The 21,669-nt window shown below is 37.1% G+C and carries 24 protein-coding genes; 16 read left to right on the forward strand and 8 right to left on the reverse strand.

The features are described from left to right. Positions 1 to 17 precede the first annotated feature (17 nt). The gene (locus AC0C45_RS13285) at positions 18 to 962 is read right to left on the reverse strand and encodes a phosphotriesterase family protein (RefSeq protein WP_257061854.1); all 945 of its coding nucleotides are present in this window, start codon (positions 960 to 962) and stop codon (positions 18 to 20) included. 220 nt (positions 963 to 1,182) lie between these two features. Next, a complete protein-coding gene (locus AC0C45_RS13290) occupies positions 1,183 to 1,695 on the reverse strand; it encodes a CcdC protein domain-containing protein (RefSeq protein ID WP_237892628.1) in 513 nt (170 codons plus the stop codon). A 252-nt stretch (positions 1,696 to 1,947) separates the two neighbouring features. On the opposite strand from AC0C45_RS13290, the gene AC0C45_RS13295 reads away from it, so the two are divergent. The 6 genes from AC0C45_RS13295 (at position 1,948) to AC0C45_RS13320 (ending at position 5,475) form a co-directional block, all read left to right on the forward strand. Continuing rightward, entirely contained in the window at positions 1,948 to 2,394 is a 447-nt protein-coding gene (locus tag AC0C45_RS13295) for a helix-turn-helix domain-containing protein (protein ID WP_257061857.1), read from the forward strand. Between the two features lie 447 nt (positions 2,395 to 2,841). Beyond that, positions 2,842 to 3,342, forward strand: a complete 501-nt coding sequence (locus tag AC0C45_RS13300) for a CPBP family intramembrane glutamic endopeptidase (RefSeq protein WP_171776889.1) — start codon at positions 2,842 to 2,844, stop codon at positions 3,340 to 3,342. A 36-nt stretch (positions 3,343 to 3,378) separates the two neighbouring features. Further along, positions 3,379 to 3,582 carry a hypothetical protein gene (locus tag AC0C45_RS13305; RefSeq protein WP_237892626.1) on the forward strand — a complete coding sequence of 68 codons (204 nt, stop codon included), beginning with the start codon at positions 3,379 to 3,381 and terminating at the stop codon, positions 3,580 to 3,582. A 470-nt stretch (positions 3,583 to 4,052) separates the two neighbouring features. Continuing rightward, positions 4,053 to 4,829 (forward strand): SDR family NAD(P)-dependent oxidoreductase, encoded by a 777-nt coding sequence (locus AC0C45_RS13310; RefSeq protein ID WP_047932232.1) that lies wholly within the window; start codon positions 4,053 to 4,055, stop codon positions 4,827 to 4,829. Positions 4,830 to 4,865: 36 nt separating this feature from the next. Then, complete coding sequence (locus AC0C45_RS13315) at positions 4,866 to 5,147, forward strand: hypothetical protein (protein ID WP_237892624.1); 282 nt, start codon at positions 4,866 to 4,868, stop codon at positions 5,145 to 5,147. A 37-nt stretch (positions 5,148 to 5,184) separates the two neighbouring features. Then, the gene (locus AC0C45_RS13320; RefSeq protein ID WP_472928189.1) at positions 5,185 to 5,475 is read left to right on the forward strand and encodes a hypothetical protein; all 291 of its coding nucleotides are present in this window, start codon (positions 5,185 to 5,187) and stop codon (positions 5,473 to 5,475) included. Positions 5,476 to 5,649: 174 nt separating this feature from the next. On the opposite strand, the gene AC0C45_RS13325 is transcribed toward AC0C45_RS13320, so the two are convergent. Both AC0C45_RS13325 and AC0C45_RS13330 read right to left on the reverse strand, forming a co-directional pair. After that, positions 5,650 to 7,179 (reverse strand): MDR family MFS transporter, encoded by a 1,530-nt coding sequence (locus AC0C45_RS13325; protein ID WP_472928190.1) that lies wholly within the window; start codon positions 7,177 to 7,179, stop codon positions 5,650 to 5,652. Between the two features lie 53 nt (positions 7,180 to 7,232). Beyond that, positions 7,233 to 7,904 carry a MarR family winged helix-turn-helix transcriptional regulator gene (locus tag AC0C45_RS13330; RefSeq protein ID WP_237892622.1) on the reverse strand — a complete coding sequence of 224 codons (672 nt, stop codon included), beginning with the start codon at positions 7,902 to 7,904 and terminating at the stop codon, positions 7,233 to 7,235. 564 nt (positions 7,905 to 8,468) lie between these two features. Here AC0C45_RS13330 and AC0C45_RS13335 point away from each other — a divergent pair. The 5 genes from AC0C45_RS13335 (at position 8,469) to AC0C45_RS13355 (ending at position 12,966) form a co-directional block, all read left to right on the forward strand. Beyond that, positions 8,469 to 9,683, forward strand: a complete 1,215-nt coding sequence (locus AC0C45_RS13335; protein ID WP_472928413.1) for a threonine synthase — start codon at positions 8,469 to 8,471, stop codon at positions 9,681 to 9,683. A 148-nt stretch (positions 9,684 to 9,831) separates the two neighbouring features. Further along, a complete protein-coding gene (locus AC0C45_RS13340; protein WP_237892621.1) occupies positions 9,832 to 10,089 on the forward strand; it encodes a hypothetical protein in 258 nt (85 codons plus the stop codon). A gap of 501 nt (positions 10,090 to 10,590) precedes the next feature. Then, positions 10,591 to 11,994, forward strand: a complete 1,404-nt coding sequence (locus tag AC0C45_RS13345; protein WP_013084113.1) for an MFS transporter — start codon at positions 10,591 to 10,593, stop codon at positions 11,992 to 11,994. A gap of 288 nt (positions 11,995 to 12,282) precedes the next feature. After that, the gene (locus AC0C45_RS13350; RefSeq protein WP_013056405.1) at positions 12,283 to 12,486 is read left to right on the forward strand and encodes a cold-shock protein; all 204 of its coding nucleotides are present in this window, start codon (positions 12,283 to 12,285) and stop codon (positions 12,484 to 12,486) included. A 309-nt stretch (positions 12,487 to 12,795) separates the two neighbouring features. Further along, entirely contained in the window at positions 12,796 to 12,966 is a 171-nt protein-coding gene (locus AC0C45_RS13355) for a hypothetical protein (protein ID WP_013058097.1), read from the forward strand. Positions 12,967 to 13,149: 183 nt separating this feature from the next. Here AC0C45_RS13355 and AC0C45_RS13360 read toward each other — a convergent pair whose 3' ends face one another. Continuing rightward, positions 13,150 to 13,350: a cold-shock protein gene (locus AC0C45_RS13360; RefSeq protein ID WP_013058096.1), complete on the reverse strand. Its 201-nt coding sequence runs from the start codon at positions 13,348 to 13,350 to the stop codon at positions 13,150 to 13,152. Between the two features lie 290 nt (positions 13,351 to 13,640). Here AC0C45_RS13360 and AC0C45_RS13365 point away from each other — a divergent pair, with 290 nt between their 5' ends. Both AC0C45_RS13365 and fbp read left to right on the forward strand, forming a co-directional pair. Continuing rightward, positions 13,641 to 14,516 (forward strand): YitT family protein, encoded by an 876-nt coding sequence (locus AC0C45_RS13365; protein ID WP_013084111.1) that lies wholly within the window; start codon positions 13,641 to 13,643, stop codon positions 14,514 to 14,516. Positions 14,517 to 15,281: 765 nt separating this feature from the next. Beyond that, complete coding sequence (fbp, locus tag AC0C45_RS13370) at positions 15,282 to 17,210, forward strand: fructose-1,6-bisphosphatase (protein WP_257061871.1); 1,929 nt, start codon at positions 15,282 to 15,284, stop codon at positions 17,208 to 17,210. Positions 17,211 to 17,263: 53 nt separating this feature from the next. Here the strand turns inward: fbp and AC0C45_RS13375 are convergent, their stop codons facing one another. Both AC0C45_RS13375 and AC0C45_RS13380 read right to left on the reverse strand, forming a co-directional pair. After that, complete coding sequence (locus AC0C45_RS13375; RefSeq protein ID WP_472928191.1) at positions 17,264 to 17,971, reverse strand: M48 family metallopeptidase; 708 nt, start codon at positions 17,969 to 17,971, stop codon at positions 17,264 to 17,266. Between the two features lies 1 nt (position 17,972). Continuing rightward, entirely contained in the window at positions 17,973 to 18,476 is a 504-nt protein-coding gene (locus AC0C45_RS13380; RefSeq protein WP_016766592.1) for a YehS family protein, read from the reverse strand. A 422-nt stretch (positions 18,477 to 18,898) separates the two neighbouring features. On the opposite strand from AC0C45_RS13380, the gene AC0C45_RS13385 reads away from it, so the two are divergent. From AC0C45_RS13385 to phaZ, 3 genes are all read left to right on the forward strand, one after another. After that, the gene (locus AC0C45_RS13385; protein ID WP_034655059.1) at positions 18,899 to 19,429 is read left to right on the forward strand and encodes an ECF transporter S component; all 531 of its coding nucleotides are present in this window, start codon (positions 18,899 to 18,901) and stop codon (positions 19,427 to 19,429) included. Between the two features lie 89 nt (positions 19,430 to 19,518). Beyond that, positions 19,519 to 19,710 carry a hypothetical protein gene (locus tag AC0C45_RS13390; protein WP_013058089.1) on the forward strand — a complete coding sequence of 64 codons (192 nt, stop codon included), beginning with the start codon at positions 19,519 to 19,521 and terminating at the stop codon, positions 19,708 to 19,710. A gap of 207 nt (positions 19,711 to 19,917) precedes the next feature. After that, on the forward strand, positions 19,918 to 20,814 hold the full coding sequence (phaZ, locus tag AC0C45_RS13395; RefSeq protein WP_472928192.1) for an intracellular short-chain-length polyhydroxyalkanoate depolymerase: 897 nt from the start codon (positions 19,918 to 19,920) through the stop codon (positions 20,812 to 20,814). A 207-nt stretch (positions 20,815 to 21,021) separates the two neighbouring features. On the opposite strand, the gene AC0C45_RS13400 is transcribed toward phaZ, so the two are convergent. Then, the gene (locus AC0C45_RS13400; protein ID WP_237892620.1) at positions 21,022 to 21,588 is read right to left on the reverse strand and encodes a CBO0543 family protein; all 567 of its coding nucleotides are present in this window, start codon (positions 21,586 to 21,588) and stop codon (positions 21,022 to 21,024) included. Positions 21,589 to 21,669 lie beyond the last annotated feature (81 nt).

The following is a 21,669-nucleotide window of genomic DNA, read 5'->3' on the forward strand; positions in this document are numbered from 1 at the left end:
GAAAAAGAATATCCCAATTACTTTCCTTCAAACCAGCAGCGGGCGTTATCAAAAAGCATATGCTGAATCTGCTGTTCGGTTACGCCTTTTCTTTTTAATTCCGGCACGACTTCTTCTAACACAAAGCTCATTGACCATTTTGGAAAACGTTCTTCAATTACGCCTTCTGGAAACCAGTCCATTGTACAGCAGTAATCTTGTGATAGAAACATGCGGTTTGAGTATCCTTGTTTGGCTAACTCAATGACCGTGTTATTTCTATTTACAGTTGAACATTCTCTTGTCAAACCGTAGCGGTCCATTCCAATAAAAGCACCTTGACTTAATATGTTTGAAATGTACTCAAGATTATCCGTATCTCCCGTATGTCCAATCAGAATTTGGTTCGGATTAGCGCCTTCTTCGAGTAAGATGTCGAGCTGCTTTAAGCCCGTGCCGCTTGCAGGATGTGAATGTGTCATAATCGGCACGCCCGTTTTTTCATGAGCTCGTGCGACGGCGCGCATTACTTTTTCTACATCAGCCGTTACGCCAGGTGCATCCGTAGCGCATTTTAGAAAGCCTGCTTTGATCGACGTGTTTTGAATGCCGACTTCAATGTCTCGAACAAACAGGTCTGCCATATAGTCAATGCTTCGAGTTTGAAAATGGGTAGGGATGTAGTTATACGTATAAATTCCTGTAGCTGCGATAATTTGAGTGTCTGTTTCACGGGCAATTCGCTCAATAAAACGAATATCGCGTCCTTGTTCCATCACCGTAGGATCACAGATTGTTTTAACTCCGAGCGCCTTCGCACGATTTACTTGTTCGACTGCTTTTGCAACTTCTTGTTCTTCATCATATAAATGAAGAAACTGTGCGTGAACAGATTCAGAACGAACGCGCATATGCTCATGGATTAACGTTAGCCCTAGTTCTGACGCGTTGACTGGGCCTGTTACAGAATTGATAAATGTCATAGTATGATTCCTTTCATAATCTACCTGTAAATTAAAAAGCGAGTGACCAGGTACATTTTTAATTTAATCTGTTTTATTTTTATATATAGACTACCGTTATAAAAAACACATATTGCGTTATACAATATATGTGTTGTCTTACACAACAGGCGGGACTTTTACTCACTATAACAAAAAATCCTTCTTTCCAAGCAGAAAGAAGGACCATTCATATTGATGATTACCCAGCGTTTACGCTGTAATTATCATCGTTTAATTTACGAAATTTTAGATAGCTGCCAACTCTCCAAATAACAATATATATAAAGGCTAGCGTCATCGTTAAGACCGCGAAGTCTATGGAATCTAACCCTTTAAAGTACTGGCTCAAAGCCATTCTTATGAAGATAATAGCAATAATCACATATTTAAAATTTTTATTTGGCTTTGAGTAAATGAAGCCGTCTTCTCTTACTTCATAGTCTGTTTGGCTAAGCATAATAAGTCCAAATATAACACCTAATACACCAGCAATCAGCATTTCCCAGTAGGGAGGTAAGTGAAAGGGCTGGCCCGGTATGTGCATCAGCTGACTTAGACTAAGGGAAAATGCAATTAATATGAACAAAATAGGAGCTAATATACCAAGTCCATTCCTTTTAATGGGTCTATGTCTCCTTTTAACCCTTCTCCAAATAATGAATCCAATAAGAGCGATAACCAATATATAAATAAATGGCATTTCCATCGTCATGTTTCCTCCTTTTTTATGTGGATGTTCGTACAATCCACTATTTAGTATAAACAATAAAAGGATGGAGATAAAAGTGCATTCTTTCATTTTTACACATGAGAATTCTCACTATTTTTCATTACTGTCGTTTTAGGTTTTGGTATACGCCTTATTAACTGTTTCTTTCTTTTTTACCACAATATGTTAGAATTGTAGAAGACGAGAAAACGTAGTGCAAGCAAATTTTGTTTACACGCTGCTGTAGTCATAGAGGTGAATGAATTGAGGTTAGGAAATAAGTTGCAAAAACTAAGAGAAGAACAAAAGATGTCTCAAGAAGAGATTGCTAAGCAAGTAGGGGTATCTGTACAAAACATACATAAGTGGGAAAATAATCAGGGCTATCCCGAAATTCACCATCTTTTAAAGTTAGGGGACATCTATGGAACAACCATTGATGAATTTATTAAAAGTGATGCTGCATTACAAAGCAGAATAAATATTCGGGAAGAAGAAAAAGAAGACGACGATGAACTGCTTCACCCAGGTTTTTATATTGGAATAGGCATCATGTTTCTTGGTACTTTACTTAGCCTGATTATCGGCAATCTTACAATCACGATGGTGACCAACATCGCTGGAATGCTAATTGCTTGTTTTTATAAAGGTATCTTAAAACTTTTGCGAGATATCAAAAAGGATTTTTACGAACAAGGATAAAAGAGCAAGCTGCGTAAGCCATCCGATGAAATAGTAGAAAAATAATGAGGTGTACCAGGTGAAAGAGTTAAATTTAAATTTTATGACCATATCTTTTTTATGTTTAGTAAGCTATTACTTATTTCGAGTGGGAGCATACGCTTTAGCCAGTAGGTATATAGACAAAACGTCTGAAGGAAGTGTTTCCAATTGGGCGCTTAGTGTGCTTGTTAGAGGCGGTAAAAAAATGGAGTTCAGTGATTATGTCACGTGGGCAGGGTTTTGTGTATTTTTGTACCTTATGTAGTCACATTAAAAAAGTAAGGAACTATCTTCTTATTTAAAAGGAAGAAACGTTGCTTCGCATGGTCTTTGAGCTCAAATGATAAAAGGGTGAAAATATATAAAATACTTAAAACGAATAGTATAGGTTATCAATGAAACCTAAAGCAGAAAGGTGGTGTAGTGATGATCAAGTCAAAGCTTTTGTGGAAAGTTAGTGGCCTAGAAATCTTAGTTATCTTTTGGTTTGTGGTAAACGGTGCATCCGTGAGCATGACGCATCCTACTACACATTATCTTCAGTTTTTAGGAATCGTCCCTTTGGCGATTGGAATAGCATTTTATCTAACAAAAACAAAAAAGTGGCCGCATTTTTTCTCCTTTCAACAAAACATGTCGTTTAAAACGAGAATCCTGTTTCTTTCTCCGCTTCTTTTATATTTGCTTATTATCCTCATTGGGAACAAAGGTGTACACGGAAGTTCCATTGTTGATCTTGTTCTTATTTTGCTTACCCAAACTCTAGTCATAGCATTTGTAGAAGAGATGGTATTTAGAGGATTTATCCTTAATCTGCTGTTAGCAAAAAGCTATAAAGTGGCGGTTCTTCTATCATCGTTTTTATTTGCCTTTACGCACAGTTTGAATATGCTAAGCGGTCAATCGGTAGCAAATACAATTTTTTAAATTCTATTTGCATTTGTTATTGGGTTGGTACTGGCTTTGCTGATCGTTAACGGTCAATCGATTGGAGTGACGATTGTATTTCACGGCTTAAATAATCTTCTCCAGTTTACAAGCCCTGTTGAAGCTAACGATTCTTTACTTATTAATTACACGCTGCTTTTATTTTTTAGCGGATATGTACTCTATTTATGGAACCGAAAATCTACTTTATCTGTTTCTCATCATCAAGTTAGTGGCTAATTAAAAGAGGCTGTGACAAAAGTAGTCCAGTTGAAGGTGAATCCGAACAAGGAATGGAGATTCTCCATCAAGAATCTCCATTCCTTGTTCGGATTTTTTGTTGTTGTGATGGACGTAGGTTTCGTTTGTGTGGGTAGGTGCTTCTAGTGATTGGGGGGCAAGGTGAAGACTCCCGCGGGAAAAGCGAAATAGGTGAGACCCCGCAGGAACGTAAGTGACGAGGAGGCTCACCGGCGGCCCGCGAAAAGCGAAGCCTTGCACGGAAATCAACAGCAGTGTAGCAAGTGACCTATACTAGCTCCTTTCTCCAATTTGCTCGCTTTTAGATTGAATTGCTTTAGTTGTGGTCTCACTCTCTTTTTAGAGTTCCGAAGCAGGTATTAATCTACCCAAAGCTGAATAACTCTTATGACTAATGCTGCTAAATTTAATTTGTTGTGATCTTATTAAACGCAAAAGGGGAGAACTATATGTTTGAAGAAAAAGTAGGGATCATTACGGGTGGAACGTCGGGTATTGGTTTAGCAACAGCGGAATTACTCGCAAAAGAGGGCATGCATGTTGTGATCGCTTCTAGAAATAGTGAAAAAGGAGAAGAAGCTCTTTCTAGATTAAGAAAGTGGTCTCCTCGATCTATTTTCATCAAAACCGATGTAACGAATAGTCAAGATGTTAAAAACCTTGTTAGCCAAACATACTCTACATTTGGAAAAATTGACGTGGGCTTTAATAATGCGGCTAACACGGAGGCAGCTTCTAATGCTACCCATGAATTCAAAGAAGAAGACTTTGACCATTTAATAAACGTTACGTTAAAAAGTGTATGGCTTTGTATGAAGTATCAGCTGCAGGTAATGACCAAACAAAACAGCGGTGTTATTGTGAATACATCGTCAATGGACGCGATTTTATGTTCAGCGGGGACTGGCGTATATGCCGCTGGGAAAAGCGGTGTGATTGCTTTAACGAAATCAGTTGCTCAAGAATATGGCCATCAAAATATAAGAATTAACTCTTTTTGCCCAGGTGCATTTCGTACGCCTATGTTAGAAGAAAGATTTTCAAATCTATCTTCAGAGGAAAAAGCAAAGCTCAATGAATCCTATCAAAAGCTAAACGCGCTGGGCAGAATTGGTGATCCGATTGAAGCCGCAAAAGCAGTAAAATGGCTCCTTTCTGATGACGCATCTTTTGTTACGGGTCAAAACATTATTGTAGACGGTGGGATTGGATTTAGGTTTGAGTAAGAATAATGGAATAAAAAGATATTTAAGGGGATACGTATGTCTTTCATTCTTACTAATTGTATAGCCATTAGCATAATTTTTGTCTTAATACTGTTTGTAAGTATCGTATGTAACAAAAGAATAGTCGCTCTTGTTATTTCATTCGTTACTATGTTATTCGGTTCATTTTTACTTCTTTATGCTTTTGCCAAAATAAGCGGGTTTGATGCTCTAGATATTCAAATAAAAGGTTTAATGATTATCGGAGAAGGTTTCATCTTACTCGTTATTACAAGCGTATTTATTTCCGTGCAAGAGACAAAAAAGAAAACGCTGTAAAGTAAAAGAGAAAATGGCTGCTAAAGGCGGTGATGAAATGGCAATTGGAGTGGCATTAACAGTTTTAGTAGTAGGGCTTATGTTTGCAAGCGGACTAAGCCGAGGGAAAACAGCTAAAAGAAAATATATAGTGTGGGGAACAACGATTATATTAATCATAGCTCCGTCCTTTTCATGGGCCGTTTCAATTTTGTTTACCATTAGCCAGGAAGAAGGTTTTGCAGGAGTTGCATTAATGATGTTATTGTTCCCTTTTTTCTTTTTAGTAGGAATCGTTACGCTGTTAATAGGAGTCTTTAAGAAAGAGAGTACGAATAGATCTATTTAAAAAAGAAAGAACAATCAAGAGTACAGCTGATGGTAATATGACTCAGAAATAACTAAAGTGAAATTTTTAATCTATTAATAAAAAAAGCCAATTCGATTTAAATTCGAATTGGCTTTTTCATTTTTGGAAACGACTGTTATGCAAATACACTTTTGACTACAGTATGAATCTCTTTTATTCCTCTTCTGGTTTTGAAGATAGCACTTCTTTTTTTAGAAAGAAGCATAAAACAAAGGCAATGATCGTAAGTACAAATGCGTAAGTATAGATATGCTGAAACGATTCAATAAATAAAACTTTGATTTTTATAAATAATTCTGGAGTAAGACCGTTTGGAATTCCTCCTGCTGCCAGGCTATTCATGTTATTTGCCATACTTTTAGGCAATTCATCGCCTAAACTGCTTAGATTTGACGTAAGTGTGGAAGATAATAGCGTCCCAAACATACTTACTCCGACAGTTGCGCCAATAGACTGAAACAATGGAACGGTTGCCAAGGCAATTCCTTTGTGTTCTTTTTCTACAGATTCTTGAACAATTAAGTTATCTCCACCGAACATAACGCCTAAACCAAGACCGGTGATAAAAAAGAAAATAATGACCTGCAGGGTAGTGGTACTAATATTTAATTTAGAAAATAAATAAAAGCCGATAACAGGCATAATGAAAGAAATCACAAACAATTCGCGGTACCGAACTTTTGTTAATAGAAACCCAGAAACGATTGAAGTTGCAACAGCACCTACCATCATGGGCAAGGTTAAATACCCAGATTCAGTAGGGGTAAGGCCTAATACGTTCTGTGCAAAGTAAGGGAAAGATGAGAATGATCCCATTAATCCACAGCCTACAGTAAAAACAAGCAGTGATAATACTAAAATATTACGGTTTTTAAATAGATGCAGCGGTACGATAGGTTCAACCACTTTTGATTCTACCCAAATGAAAAATCCAATTAAAAGTACGCCTACACATAGTAGCGAAATGATGAACGGGGAGCTCCACGCATATCCTTCATTCTCGACTAAAACAGGCGTAATTAATAACGAAATGATTGCAGCTACTAGAAGAATAGCTCCTGCCCAATCAATTGTTACTTTTTTTCTTTCATGTACTTCTTTTAACCCACTTGCTAAAAAAATGACTGCTATTAATCCCACTGGAATATTCACGAAGAAAATCCAATGCCAGCTTGCTTGATCTACAAAAAAGCCTCCCATTAGCGGGCCTAAAAGCATAGGGATAAACATAACTGGTCCCATAAACGCTTGAACTTTTGCTCGTTGTTCAACAGGGAACAAATCACTCGAAATTGTCATGACTAATGGCATGAGGCCACCCGCGCCAAGTCCTTGAATTCCTCTTCCAATTAAAAGCATAATCATTGAATGAGAAAGACCGCATATAATGGAGCCTCCAATAAAGAAAGCCATAGAAGCGAAGTAGACTTTTTTTCGACTAAATAAATCGGCTAATTTTCCTAGTATAGGCATAAAAGCAGATAGAGCTAGCATATAGATGCCTGCAACCCAGCCATACATAGATAATCCGCCAAGATCACGTATAATCGTTGGCATGGCTGTATTTACAACTGTTTCATCAAGCTCAGAAAAAATAATTCCAATCATTAATCCAGTCATTACTAGTATTTTATTGTTTTTATTATTTAAAACTTGTTCTCCAACATTTGAGATGTTTTCCATATTGCGTTTCCTCTCGTGAAATTATTAGAAATGATCACTAAACAGCATGTGAATCATTTCTCGTTATTATCTCTATTAGTCTCTCGGGGATTTCGGTTTCTAAATCTCGGTGTTCTAAATTCAGCACCGTCTCCCCAAGGTCCGCGCCCAAAACTTCTTGGACCATGCTCTGGATCACCACCAAAAAATCTATGGTGAGGTCCAAATCCTCGTAGGTCATTATGGCGTCGAAATTCTTGATTTTCATCATGACCTTGTTTTAACATTTCTTCATCTAAATAAGTATTTAACTTTTGCATTAAATGTGAAAGAGTATCTTGCTCTTCTTCTGAAAGAACATCAAAGATGCCTGAGTTATTGTCTTGTTCCTCCGTAGCCTCGATAGCTTCTAGTCCCGCTTCTGTTAGCTCAACGGAAAGTACTCGCCGATCTTTCTCAGATGGCGTACGAACAATGTAACCTTTTCTTTCTAACTTACTAAGTAATTCACCTATTGACTGAGGTCTCATATCCAGTAAGTACGACAGCTCTTTTTGTGTAGTTTTAGGCTGCAATTTTAATAATTTTAATATCCGTCCTTGCCCCCGGTGCTGATCACCTAGTGCTCCAGTACCTCTTCGATTAACAAAGTAGTGTCGCTGGTATCTTGCCAGCTGTCTCTGGAATCTGAAAAATTGATCAATCAAATCTTGTTCGTATAAATATTCGTTATCTCTTTCACTCATGATAAAAACCTCCTTGCTAATTAACGTTATCCTTATCTGCACAAAAAATGTTATTTTCTCAAAAAAAGATAAGGTACCTTATCAAATAATAAAGGTACCTTACTAAAATGTCAATATCTTATGAAAAAGATACTTTGACAAAGTTAAACATATGTATAAAAGCTGGATAGAGTTCTGTAAGTAGACACATTGCCGAATAGTTGAAGAAAGGTTTTGCTAAGAAATTTCGTTCTGAATAATAGTAAAGTTTTTGGTGGTGAAATCCGAAGGGTAGTCACTGCTTCTTACATAAGTGCATTTGGTAAGAGATCTAAAAAAATATTCCTATAATTAAAGTATGAATTACGTTTGTTTTTCGCGTTTTTATTTAAAATTACTGAGATTAACCCTAGAATAGTAATATAACTAACCTAGAAAGAAGTATAAAAACCCTAATTTAATAGAGTTTTTATACTTTTTGAATATTCAATAAAAGGATGGGTAAATCATACCTTACAATTCTGATAAAAATAATATAAATTATAGTGTATATAGTATGTTTCAGAATTTAAAGGAGTGTGTATGATGGCGTTTAGTTATGTTTCTCACTTATATTGTCCTAAATGTAAAAAAGAATATAGTCCAAAAGAAAAACATCAATTATGTGAATGTGGTTCACCTTTACTAGTAGCGTATGATTTAGAGAGATTAAAAGCTAACCTGACTCCAGAAGATGTTCAAAGCAGGGAACCAAATTTATGGAGATATCATGAGCTGCTTCCAGTAGAAGATCCTAAAAACGTCGTTTCCTTAGGAGAAGGGATGACTCCGCTTATAAAAATGCCTAAGCTAGGGAAAGAAATGGACATTCCAAACTTATATATGAAAGATGAAGGTATTATTCCAACGGGATCATTTAAAGCTAGAGGCGCCGCTGTAGGGGTGTCAAAAGCAAAAGAACTGGGCGTTGAACAGTTAGCGATGTCTACAAATGGCAATGCCGGAGCCGCTTGGTCGCTTTATTCGTCACGCGCTGATATAAAAGCAACCGTTGTGATACCAAAAGATGCGCCTGTTATTACACGAAATGAGTGTGCTGTCGCTGGAGCTGACCTTTACTTAGTAGATGGACTCATTAGCGATGCGGGTAAAATTGTCGGTGAAGCTATTAAAGCCTGGGGTCTTTATGACGCTTCTACGCTTAAAGAGCCGTACCGAATTGAAGGTAAAAAAACAATGGGGCTGGAAATTGCTGAACAGTTTTCTTGGAATCTTCCTGATGTGATTTTATATCCAACAGGAGGAGGCGTTGGTTTAATCGGCATCTATAAAGCGTTAAATGAATTAAAAGAGCTTGGCTGGATTAAAGGTGACCTTCCTCGTTTAGTTGCGGTACAAGCTGAAAACTGCGCGCCTATTGTAAAAGCGTGGAATGAAAGAAAACAAGAATCTGAATTTTGGCCGGATTCTTCAACCATCGCCTTTGGTATCAACGTACCAAAGGCGATCGGAGACTTTCTTGTTTTAGAGGCCGTATACAATACAAATGGATGCGCGATTGCGGTGGACGAAGATAAGATTGTGGAAGAACAAAAAAAGGGTGCGCAGCTTGAAGGTTCGTTCATTTGTCCTGAAGGTGCTGCTACATTCTTAGCTGCACGCCGCTTAAGAGAAGAAGGCTGGATTAAAGAAAACGAAACGGTTGTTGCTTTAAATACAGGGCTTGGAGTTAAATATCCAAACACGGTAGATATTGAAGTACCTGTTTTAGAGCGAAATGGCAGCCTTACTAAAAAATAAAGCAAGTAAAAAAATAGATCTTCTTCTAAGCGAAGGTCTATTTTTTTATGATAACGCAGATAAAACTTTTTGAATGTAAAAAAATGTAATAAGTGTGAATCTTTATGTTCAAAACTATACGGGGGTATTTAGGTTTAAAGTTCGTCTTATGGGGTATCTAAGAGAAGAAAGAGAGTATCTTTCTATCCGGAAAAACAGCGTGGTGACGGAGTGGAGCTGGCATATTACGCAAGTTGAAGAATATGCCAAAAGTAGCACTGTAAACCAGCTTGCTTTTACAGTAGAAAACTTACTTGAAGCCACGAACGATTATACGGAGAAAGGAGTTGAATTTTTATCCCGCGACCCCCAGCCAACTCTTAAAGTTTTATTCTATGGACCGAATCATCCATTGCTGCCTTGTTAGAACGAGCTTTATATTTATTTTTAAGGCTACATAATTTTTGTAATAGAAACAGTGTATCTATTACAAAATAAAGCTTATATCTAAGGGGTTGTAACAATAATTGTCAGATAACCTGAGTGGAAATTGCTACCAAGCACATTGTAAACCAGATGCGCTCTCTTTAACGACAAGTTACTATTTCAGCGACTGTAATTCCGTCGAAAACGATCCCTATTTTAGGCGAAAATCGTTTTTTAAATAGCAATAAATTGTACGTTGAAATAAAAAAAGTTTATTTTGGTTTTAATTCATTTATTTGTTAGCGTTCCTTTCTCAGCATTTTTTGGCTTCAATCCCTTTAGCCATAACCTTTTTTAATATTTAATATCACATGAATAGTTTTTGTTTTTTACTTAAAAATAAAGAGTGTTACAACACATTTAAGTGTGAAATACAGTAAGTCAGATTTGACTTTACTACTCAGTCTTGTATAATCGTATACCGCGGAGGTGACGTGATGAAATGAAGTTTAATAAGAAAAAAATTAACGTCGTAGATATTGACAAAGCTAAAAAAAGCGTCTTTGCTACAGGAGTAGGAAACGCGATGGAATGGTTTGACTTTGGCTTGTATTCATATTTAGCGGTAATTATTAGTCAAAACTTTTTTAGCGCAGTTGAAAATGATCAGCTCAAATTAGTGTTCACATTTGCCACATTTGCGATTGCCTTTTTAATGCGTCCATTAGGCGGTGTTATATTCGGTAGAATTGGGGACAAGTTAGGAAGGAAAGTCGTTTTAACCACCACCATTATTTTAATGGCCTTTTCCACATTACTCATTGGGTTGTTACCTACATATGATCAAATCGGTATATGGGCACCCATCCTTTTATTAATTGCACGAATCATTCAAGGTTTTTCAACTGGTGGTGAATATGCTGGTGCGATGGTGTATATTGCGGAATCGTCTCCAGATAATAAGCGAAATGTGCTTGGAAGTGGACTGGAAATCGGTACACTTGTGGGCTATATTCTTGCTTCACTGCTAGCTAGCTTACTATTTTTTATTCTGTCGGATAAACAAATGGCCTCATGGGGCTGGAGAATTCCCTTCTTATTAGGATTGCCTTTAGGACTTATTGGTTTTTATTTACGAAGAAGTTTAGGGGAAACACCTATTTTTGAAAATGAACTTTCCAACGAAGACGAAGTTGAAGAAGAAAGCTTCCTCTCTATTTTAAAAAATCACAAAAAAGATGTGTTTGTTTGTTTCGTAGCCGTGGCTTTCTTTAACATTACAAACTATATGCTATTATCGTACATGCCTTCTTATTTGAATGAAATTATTGGTTTATCAAACACAGTTGGTACAGTATTAATTACGGCAGTTATGATCTTAATGGTGCCGCTTGCTCTTATGTTTGGAAAACTGAGCGACAAAATCGGAAACAAGAAAGTTTTCTTAATCGGTTTAGGCGGATTGAGCTTACTGTCAGCCTTTTCGTTCTATTTAATCAACTTAAATGGTTTAGTATTTGTTTCAATCGGTATTCTTATTCTAGGTGTTTTACTTGCTACGTATGAAGGAACAATGCCAGGAACGCTGCCAACAATGTTCTACACAGATATTCGCTACCGTACATTAGCGATTACGTTTAATGTTTCAGTTTCTATCTTTGGTGGAACGACGCCATTGGTTGCGACATGGTTAGTTCACGCAACGGGCAATCACTTGGCTCCAGCGTTCTATTTAACGATTGTGAGTATCATTGGATTCTTCGTAATCTTGTTCCTGTTTGCGAACACGGCAGGAAAATCACTCAAAGGTTCATACCCAACGGTTGCTTCTAAATCTGAATACAATGAAGCCGTTGAAAATCCAAAAGATTCATTATGGTGGCACACAGAGCAAACAGAAAAATAAAGTAAATAAACAGCAGCTGCATTAACTGCTGCGCAAAATATGAATACTTAAAAAGAGCCTTCTCCTTGTATCGCATAGAGAAGGCTCTTTTTATCATTCAATCATTTATCCCATTCCCTGTATTTGCTATCTTTGATTCTGTATGTTACGATTAAGTTAATTATTTTTGTTCGGTATAAAATTGAGAGAAGAGAAATGTCTTCCATAGAATTTTTTATCTTAAGATAGTATGGTTGGACAAGGGTAGTAATACAAGCGTGGAGTATTCCACACCAGGAGGCAACAATTATGGAACAAGGTACAGTGAAATGGTTTAATGCAGACAAAGGCTTCGGCTTTATCGAAATCGAAGGCGGAGACGATGTATTCGTACATTTCAGCTCTATTCAAGGTGAAGGCTTTAAATCATTAGAAGAAGGTCAAAAAGTAACGTTTGATATCGAACAAGGCCAACGTGGAGCACAAGCTGCTAACGTTCATAAAGTAGCATAATTAAAACTAAAAAAGACTCCACATAGGGGTCTTTTTGCTTTGGATTTTAATAATTTAAAAAGATTACTTAAAAAATAAGTAGAGACAGTGGAGACAGAATGCTATTAAAGCAGAGCTACCTATATGTAAAATTCCGTGTCCCAAAAAAATAGAAAAAACCCCTTATGGTTATAGAACTGTATGCTTTAGGAGTACATATACGCCTGAAGGTTTCAAAAATAACTATCCTTCGCTGGATTAACACATTATATTTCCCGATAAATAAAGTTAAAAATTTGATTATTTTTGGTACGAGAAAGGATGAGGAATATGAGTATAAGCTTATTTTCCAATGGAGAAATTGTAAATATAAAAGCATCTAATGAAAGAGTGATCATCTTAAAAAGCCATTATGTAAAAAACATGAAAAGATACTCTTATACAGTGGATAAATATCCAAGTACGTTTTTCTTTGAAGAAGAATTAATGAAACATGAATAAATATTGATTTATAGTTTGGATTTTGTCTATATTATGCTATACTGAATTTACCATTTGTATTACCGATTACTATTTTTGTATTAATAAGCCCTATCCCTCAGTGGATAGGGCTTTATTATGACATTTTCAAGGAAATGAAAAAGACAGACTCCATGGAGTCTGTCTTTTTATATTTATGATGGATTACGCTTTTTGAACGTTAGAAGCTTGAGGGCCGCGTTGACCTTGTTCTACGTCAAATGTAACTGCTTGACCTTCGTCTAAAGATTTGAAGCCTTCGCTTTGGATTGCTGAGAAATGTACAAATACATCGTCTCCGTTTTCGCGTTCGATGAATCCAAAACCTTTTTCTGCGTTAAACCATTTTACTTTACCTTGTTCCATAATTGTTGCCTCCTAGTGTGACACGCACACATTGTGTTACTATCCTTGCTCAAATCTATAGACGAAAGTTATGTAACTTATCAATCTTTACCGAACAAAAATAATTCTTCTTAAACTTAACAGAAATAGGGACTTATTGCAAGGATAGAGTCTGTAAAGCTAGAATTTCTCTTTTATCTATGTTTGCACTATGTGAGCTAAAAAGCGATACGTAAGCCTCCTTAGTTCAAATAAAGAGAATGTTTGTGGTACACTTAAATAGTAAAAAACATTTAAAAGTGAGGAATTATATGAACACACCTAAAAAACATCACAGGCCTAAGCGGCTAAAAATTGCTTTCCGAGCGTTAATGGTCATTATCGGAGGAATTATTGCAGCTTACGGCTTAGAAACTGTCTTAATTCCAAACCATGTTTCAGATGGAGGGGTAACAGGCATTAGCATCGTTGCTTCAAACCTATTTGGCTTGCCACTTGGGGTTCTCATTGCCGTTATCAACATTCCTTTTGTATGGTTAGGATATCAACAAATTGGGAAAAGCTTTGCCATATTTTCCATCCTCGGAATTGTCTCATTAGCTGTCGGTACTAGCCTCATGCATCACACTCCAGCAATTATTGAAGGAGATACACTACTCGTAACCGTTGTTGGCGGTATTATCCTCGGGTTTGGAATGGGAATTGCACTTCGTAACGGCGGGGCCTTAGATGGCATCGATATGCTGGCCGTACTGCTTTCTCGAAAATTGCCGTTTGGAACAAGTGATCTTATTTTGTTCTTAAATGCATTTGTATTTATTTTCGTTTCATTAGTATTTGGTCTGCAAGGCGCGATTCTTTCTGCAATTGCATACTTTATTGCATCCAAAGTTATTCACATCGTAGAGGTAGGGCTAAGCGGATCGAAAACCTTCCAGATTATCACTTCTCAGCCTGCATTAATGGTAGAGACAATACGTGATCGTTTAGGTCGAAGCGCTACATACAAAGAAGCTTACGGCGGTTATTCTCATGAAAAATTTAAGGAAATCACATGCGTAATCAACCGTTTGGAAGAAAGTAAAATGAAAGAAATCATCAATGAAATTGACCCGACGGCTTTTGTTACGGTATATGACGTAGCGGAAGTTAAAGGCGGTAATTTCAGAAAGAATAATATTCACTAAGTTCACAAATCACTACATTCGTACGAACACTCTGCAATAATTCACTTTTAGGTTGGAGTGTAGAGATAAGAAAAGCAGCGTGATGTTTTACATCCGCTGCTTTTTTATATCGTAAAATTTATTTAGTACAGGGCGCCCGTTGTATAGCTAAATTGCTTAGGGGCGGGTTTTAAAACCGGATATGCTGAAATAGTGAAACGGTCAGAATTAGGGTGGATAAGGTATCAGCAGACATTAATGTGATGATTTCCCCTCGATTTTTCTCTTCATCTAACAAATCCAACAGAAAAAATCTCTGAACATAAAAGAACAGAGATTCAACAGAATGATGATTCTTATATAATACAAAGGATGACTTTTCCTGTCTCAGAAAGGGCATTTTTATTGTAACACCAGCAAGGTCTTAACGCTGTGAGATATCTCACAGCTAGGGAAGAAAAAACCTGCTATTATATAGAGGTCGGAGTAAACTTTCTTAATTATGTGCGCTTCTTTCATATGTATCGAACCTGTTGACTGAGATCAGCAGGTTTTTTTATGTTACCAGCTAGCTGTCATCTTTAAAGGGGCAAGATCGTTTAATCTTTATAAACAAATAGACTTTATACCATTTTACCTATACGTAAAATAGGTTAAAATAAAGGGGTGAGGCGTGGAGAGAAAAGAGTTAAATAAGAGGTGCGTTACATTATGATCACAATTTATCTTACAAGGTTATAACGGTGATTATACTAAATGGTGAACGTTGAAAGGGGATACATAGTTTTGAACACAAAATACCTAGATTTACTTGCACAAAAGTATGATACGGAAGAAAAAGTGGTAACCGAAATTATTAACCTTGAAGCTATTCTTCATCTGCCAAAGGGGACCGAACATTTTGTCAGTGATTTACACGGCGAATATCAAGCCTTTCAGCACGTGCTGCGAAACGGTTCGGGAAATGTAAAAGAGAAAATCAAAGACCTTTTTAAAAATGTATTATCAGACAAAGAAATCAATGAATTTGCGACATTAGTGTATTATCCTGAAGAAAAATTACCGTTGATTAAAGCGCAGTTTCGAAACAAAAAGGAACTCTATCAATGGTATACAGAAATCATTGATCGTATGCTTAATCTCATTTCGTACGCTTCTTCTAAATACACGCGTTCTAAACTGCGTAAAGCATTGCCGGATCAATTTGTGTACATTATTGAAGAGCTGCTATATAAAACGGATGAATTTACAAATAAAGAACAGTACTATACAAAGATTGTTCAGCAGATTATTTCTCTGGGACAAGCCGATAAGCTTATTATAGGGCTTGCTTATACGACGCAAAGATTGGTTGTGGACCACCTGCACGTAGTAGGGGATATTTATGACCGTGGACCTGAACCGGATAAAATTATGGATACGCTGATTAACTATCACTCCGTTGATATTCAGTGGGGAAATCACGATGTGCTATGGCTAGGGGCTTTTGCGGGTTCGAAAGTGTGTCTTGCCAATATTATTCGTATCTGCGCGAGATACGACAATCTAGATATTATTGAAGACGTATATGGCATTAACCTGAGACCGCTGCTTAACCTGGCGGAGAAATATTATGATGATAATCCTGCTTTTAGACCAAAGGTAAGCTCAAGTGATAAACTATCCGATCACGAGCGACTACAAATTACGAAAATTCATCAGGCTATTGCGATGATTCAGTTCAAGCTTGAAAGTCCGATTATAAAAAGACGACCTTTCTTTAATATGTCAGAAAGGCTGTTGCTTGAAAAAATTGATTATGATAAAAATGAAATTACGATATACGGAAACACGTATCAGCTAGAAAACAGCTGCTTTGCAACGGTTAATCCGGCGCAGCCTGATCAGCTATTAGAAGAAGAAGAGCAGGTAATGGAAAGACTGCTGCTTTCTGTGCAGCATTCGGAAAAGCTGGCGAGACATATGAAGTTTCTGATGAAAAAAGGCAGCCTTTATTTAAAATACAACGGAAACTTATTAATACACGGCTGCATTCCTTTAGATGAAGAAGGAAACATGGAAAAAATGACGATAGAAGATAAAACGTATGCGGGACGCAACTTGCTTGATGTGTTTGAACATTATTTACAAGAGGCTTTTGCACATCCTGAAGAAACGGATGATTTGGCAACAGATATGGTCTGGTACCTATGGACAGGAGAATATTCATCACTTTTCGGGAAACGCGCAATGACGACGTTTGAACGATATTTTATCAGTGATAAAACAACGCATAAAGAGAAGAAGAATCCATACTACTATTTACGGGAAAATGAAGAAGTCTGCCGAAACATTCTGGAAGAATTTAAGCTGAATCCGGATCATGGTCATATCATTAATGGTCATACGCCAGTCAAAGAAATTGAAGGAGAAAACCCAGTCAAAGCAAATGGAAAGATGATTGTTATTGACGGCGGTTTTTCAAAAGCGTATCAGTCTACAACAGGGATTGCTGGATATACATTATTATATAATTCTTACGGCATGCAGCTAGTCGCTCACAAACACTTTAATTCAAAAGAAGAGATTTTATTAGAAGGAACGGACGTCTTATCCGTAAAGCGATTGGTTGATAAAGAACTAGAAAGAAAAATGGTTTTAGAAACAAACGTCGGAGAAGAATTGTTAAAAGAAATTTCGATTTTAAAAGATTTAAGAAAATATCGCTATAGTTAAAGGTGAAAAAAGAGCAGTATGCCCCGGGGCTTCTGCTCTTTTTTATGTAGCCACTACACTGTCATTTCCCAGCTCGACATTTCCAGCCAGTTCTCTTGTTCACGATAATCGGGCATGATTTTACCGACAAGACGCCAAAACGACCGGTCGTGATTCATATGAACCATGTGGCACATTTCATGAACGACTACGTAATCAATGACGTGCTGCGGTGCCATTGCCAGCCGCCAGTTAAAGGTTAGCTGACGCTTGGAATCACACGTGCCCCACGCTTTTTTGCTATCGGAAATCGAAATGGAGCGCGGCTTTGTTTTAAAATATTTTTGATAGGAGGAGATACTCTTGGTTACTAGCGCTTTACATTGTTGATAGTAAAAGCGTTTGAGCGCTTGTTTTATCGCTTCATTGTCGTGTTGATTGACATAAATCTGAAGCGTGTTCGCTTCAAACACTACAGAATCCTTTGTAATGGTCGAATCGTGATGAATCTGTATCGGATAGTTTTTTCCTACATACAAAAAGCGTTCTCCGGGTTCATAGACTTTTTTCTGTGGTCCATGCGTTCTATCTTTCATTTCGTTTATTTTTTGCTGAATCAATGCCCAGTTGTTCTCTAATAACATCCGTACTTGTTCAGTAGAGGTTCCTTTAGGAGCAAGGACTTCGACCGTTCCGTATCCGTCTACTTTGATTGCAAAAGAACTTCGGTTTTTATATCGTATTTCATAATGAATACTCTGATTTGAAAAAGTGTGTATCATTTTATCCTCTATATTGTACGGTTAAGCCTCTTAGGAATTTCCGAGCAAAATTCTCTTTGCACGGTTTGTAATTTTTGTGGCCTTTTTTTCGTAATAAAGCACCTAATTCTGCTTTAGATACACGTATGCCACCGTCGTCGAATACTTCTAACATCTCTTCACTGGTTAGGGACAAAGCAATTTTTACTTTCTTTAATAAGACGTTATACATATTTTGATTGCTTTGAACCGGCGCTGGAGGTGCTTGCCCTGGTTTAGGGTCTTGTTCTCCTCTTTTAAAGGTAATAAAACCGTTTAAAAAAGAATCTAACATATTGTTACTGCACGAGATGTGTTCGTCCGCATGAATTGCATCCTCGTCCTCTTCGTCCGGTGTTCTCGTAAGGATCTTTAATACGTCTTCTTTTGTTACGTCTACTCCGCCAAGATTAAAGATCTCTACCATTTCTGTGTTTTTTAAATCCAAGGCATATCGTAATCTAATTAAAATATCGTTATTATCCATTCTTGCTCCTCCTATAACTTGCTTGCTGTATGTAAAAATCATGACTGCCACAATCTGAACGAACTTGGTCAATATCAGTACAATTATAGTAACAGGTTTCGCTGGAATTCTAGGTTATTCCATTCATTTCTACAAACATATAATTTCTCATATTTATCAGCCTTCGTCAACTCTTGAAAAAGAACGATTTGCTCATATTATGCCCGAACAGACTCTTTACCATAACAAAAATTAGGCGCCGCAGTCTGCTAAAGGAAGCAGAAGCAGCTTTATTTTTTTAAGAACAGATAGGACAATTTTTGAAGTTGGCGGATCCCTGTGTGCTGCTAGAATGATATACCTTACTAAATAAATAGTTTTACGTATTTATTAAGTGTGTAATTAGGAGTATGATAGTAGTAAAAAAAGAAAGAGGTCAACAGATGAATTCAACATACTCACCCAGAGAATCAACCAAAATTAAAGCTTTATCTATGCATGCACTTTTTATCGCACTGACGTTTGTAGCGACAATGTTTATCAACATCAAGCTTCCAATCATGGGTAACGGAGGCCTCATCCATTTAGGCAACGTTCCTCTTTTTATAGCAGCCTTTATTTACGGCAAGAAGACAGGAGCCATCGCCGGGGCTTTTGGAATGGGGTTATTCGACCTCATCTCCGGCTGGACAGCATGGGCGCCGTTTACGTTTATTATCGTAGGGGCAATGGGCTTTTTAGCAGGTCTTATATCTGAAAAAGCACCTGGTAAAAGAGCACTTGTGAACACACTGGCAGTTGTTGCTGCGCTGATTGTAAAAATCGTGGGCTACTATTTTGCCGAGGTGATTCTTTACGGTAACTGGATCGTTCCGCTTGGCTCTATACCGGGGAATGTGATGCAAGTTGTTATCGCTGGTATCATCGTCGTTCCGCTTGTAGGACGCTTAAAGAACAGAGCTGTACAGATTTAATCGCTTAATTGAAAGTCGTTTTACCATTATCCTATTCTTAAGTGATATACTTGATAGATATTCATCAAGTGAAAGGAGCGGAAAACACCATGAAATATTTAAAATCACAGATGAAACAGCTCATTAAAGACAATCAGGAACTGCAAGGTAAGCTGAATGGACTGATGAAAGAGCACAGCCTTGAAAAAAACTTTGCTCTTAAAGCTCTGTACCATGCAGAAGTGGCTGAAGGCGGGAAATATCAGCTTGCCTATCAAGCATTAGACGCACCGAAAAAGTAATGGCCTTGTTGCTCATTCGTATATTTCTTCATTATAAAAAGGCAGCCGAATCGCATATTTGGCTGTCTTTTTTAGCAAGTAGAATAACATAGCATTATGTTGGCTTTTGCACAACTTCTTTCTAACTGCTTAAATCTTGATAAATAGGGTATTAAAAAATAAATGCTACCGATCGTTCTAATTATATAAGAAAAGAGGAAAATAGCGATGACCGTATCTGCTTTAGAACAAGCAAAAGTAGAATTACCGAATGGAGAAACAGTAAATTACCGAATGAAAAAAGGCGGAAAAGAGGTACTTTTGTTAATTCACGGAAACATGAATTCTTCCCTTAACTGGGATGTGTTAATGAATGAACTTCCAGAACATATCACAGCTTATGCGATCGATTTAAGAGGATTTGGAGACTCCACTTATCATACACCTATCCACACAATCAAAGACTTATCAGGTGATGTCAAACTGTTTGCGGATGCTTTAAAGTTGTCTGCTTTTACAATAAGCGGATGGTCATTAGGAGGAGCAGTTGCTATGCAATATGTGATTGATCATCCGAATGATGCCAAAAATTTAATTCTCTTAAGCTCCGTCAACATTAAAGGCTACCCCATTCCAAGAAGAACGTTCCTAGAACTGCCTATTCCTAACAACTTTATACAAACCAAAGAAGAAGTAAAAGAAGCATTTAGAATGGTAGAAAACGCAAAAGAAACAAAAAACACATGGTTTTTAAAAATGATGCTGCGTCAATTTTTATATACAAAAAATAAGCCGTCTGCTGATCAATTTGAAAAATATTTAGAAGGAACGATCAAGCAGCGAAATTTAATTGATATCAATTACGCACTCATGAGATTTAATATTTCAAACGATTTTAATGGTGTTGTGGAAGGGACAGGAGAGGTGGGAAAAATTATGATTCCTACTATAGTTATTCAAGGCGATGAAGATAAGATGGTTTCCACAAGAGATGCATCTGAAATCGCGAAAGGCATAGGGGAAAACGCGACGTTAAAAATTATGAAAGGCGTAGGCCACTGCCCGTTGTTGGATGATTTAAGCAGTTTAATGGACTTATATAACGCTAATTTAAGCAGGGCTTAGTTTGCTGCTAACAGAAGTTTTATTATTGCTAGATGCAGCATGTTCTAAATCTACACAAGCAAAATGGGCTGCTTGCAAAAGAGATACTGCGAGATGAAAAAAGCGTGTTATCTTTTGAGGAAGCAGACAGCGAGCAAATAAAGCCACTACAAAAAACGTAAGGTCTTTTTAAAGAAGCTTACGTTTTTTTACATGCATTCAACGTATTCAATTCTGTTTTTCAAAATAAAGAAAAAGGTTGGTAATCCATTTTGACAGCAGCATCACACCGAGATAGAACACGAATAAATGGCCGTAAGTGACCCATTCATGTAATTGAAAAAAGCCCATCATTTCTAACAGCGGTTTAAAAATAAAAGCGAGAAAAAGACAAAGGCCCGTTGCGTATAAATAGTAACTTTTATGATAGTTAATTGTCCATTGATAAAGAAGCATAAAAGAGACCGGAATAAACGAAGCATCTAGGCTAAAGCTTACGGGTATAACGGTATTCATTTGATAAGGGTACGTCCACAGCCCGTTATAAACGCCAGCGGTATCACTATAGTGAAACCAAACGTGCACGTTAAATCCATAAAACCCTAAGTGAAAAGCTTTTTTTCGATCGATTAAAAAATAAAGAATAACTAAAGGTAAAATAAAGGCACCTACGATAACCCAGAACTGCCAAGAGCCTGGAGTGGAGTAGTGATGCCAATATTCTGTCCACGTTTTAGCTAACTTTTCCTGTATGTCGTTTATTTTTTCAAGATATTCCTTTTGATTGGTTGTCAATGTGATCCACCCTTTTTCAGTAAGAAAAGTTCTTTTATTTTTAAAATGCCCTTTTCTTAAGGTTTGGATACCTTTTCCTAC

Source organism: Priestia sp. VA7 (assembly GCF_055710015.1).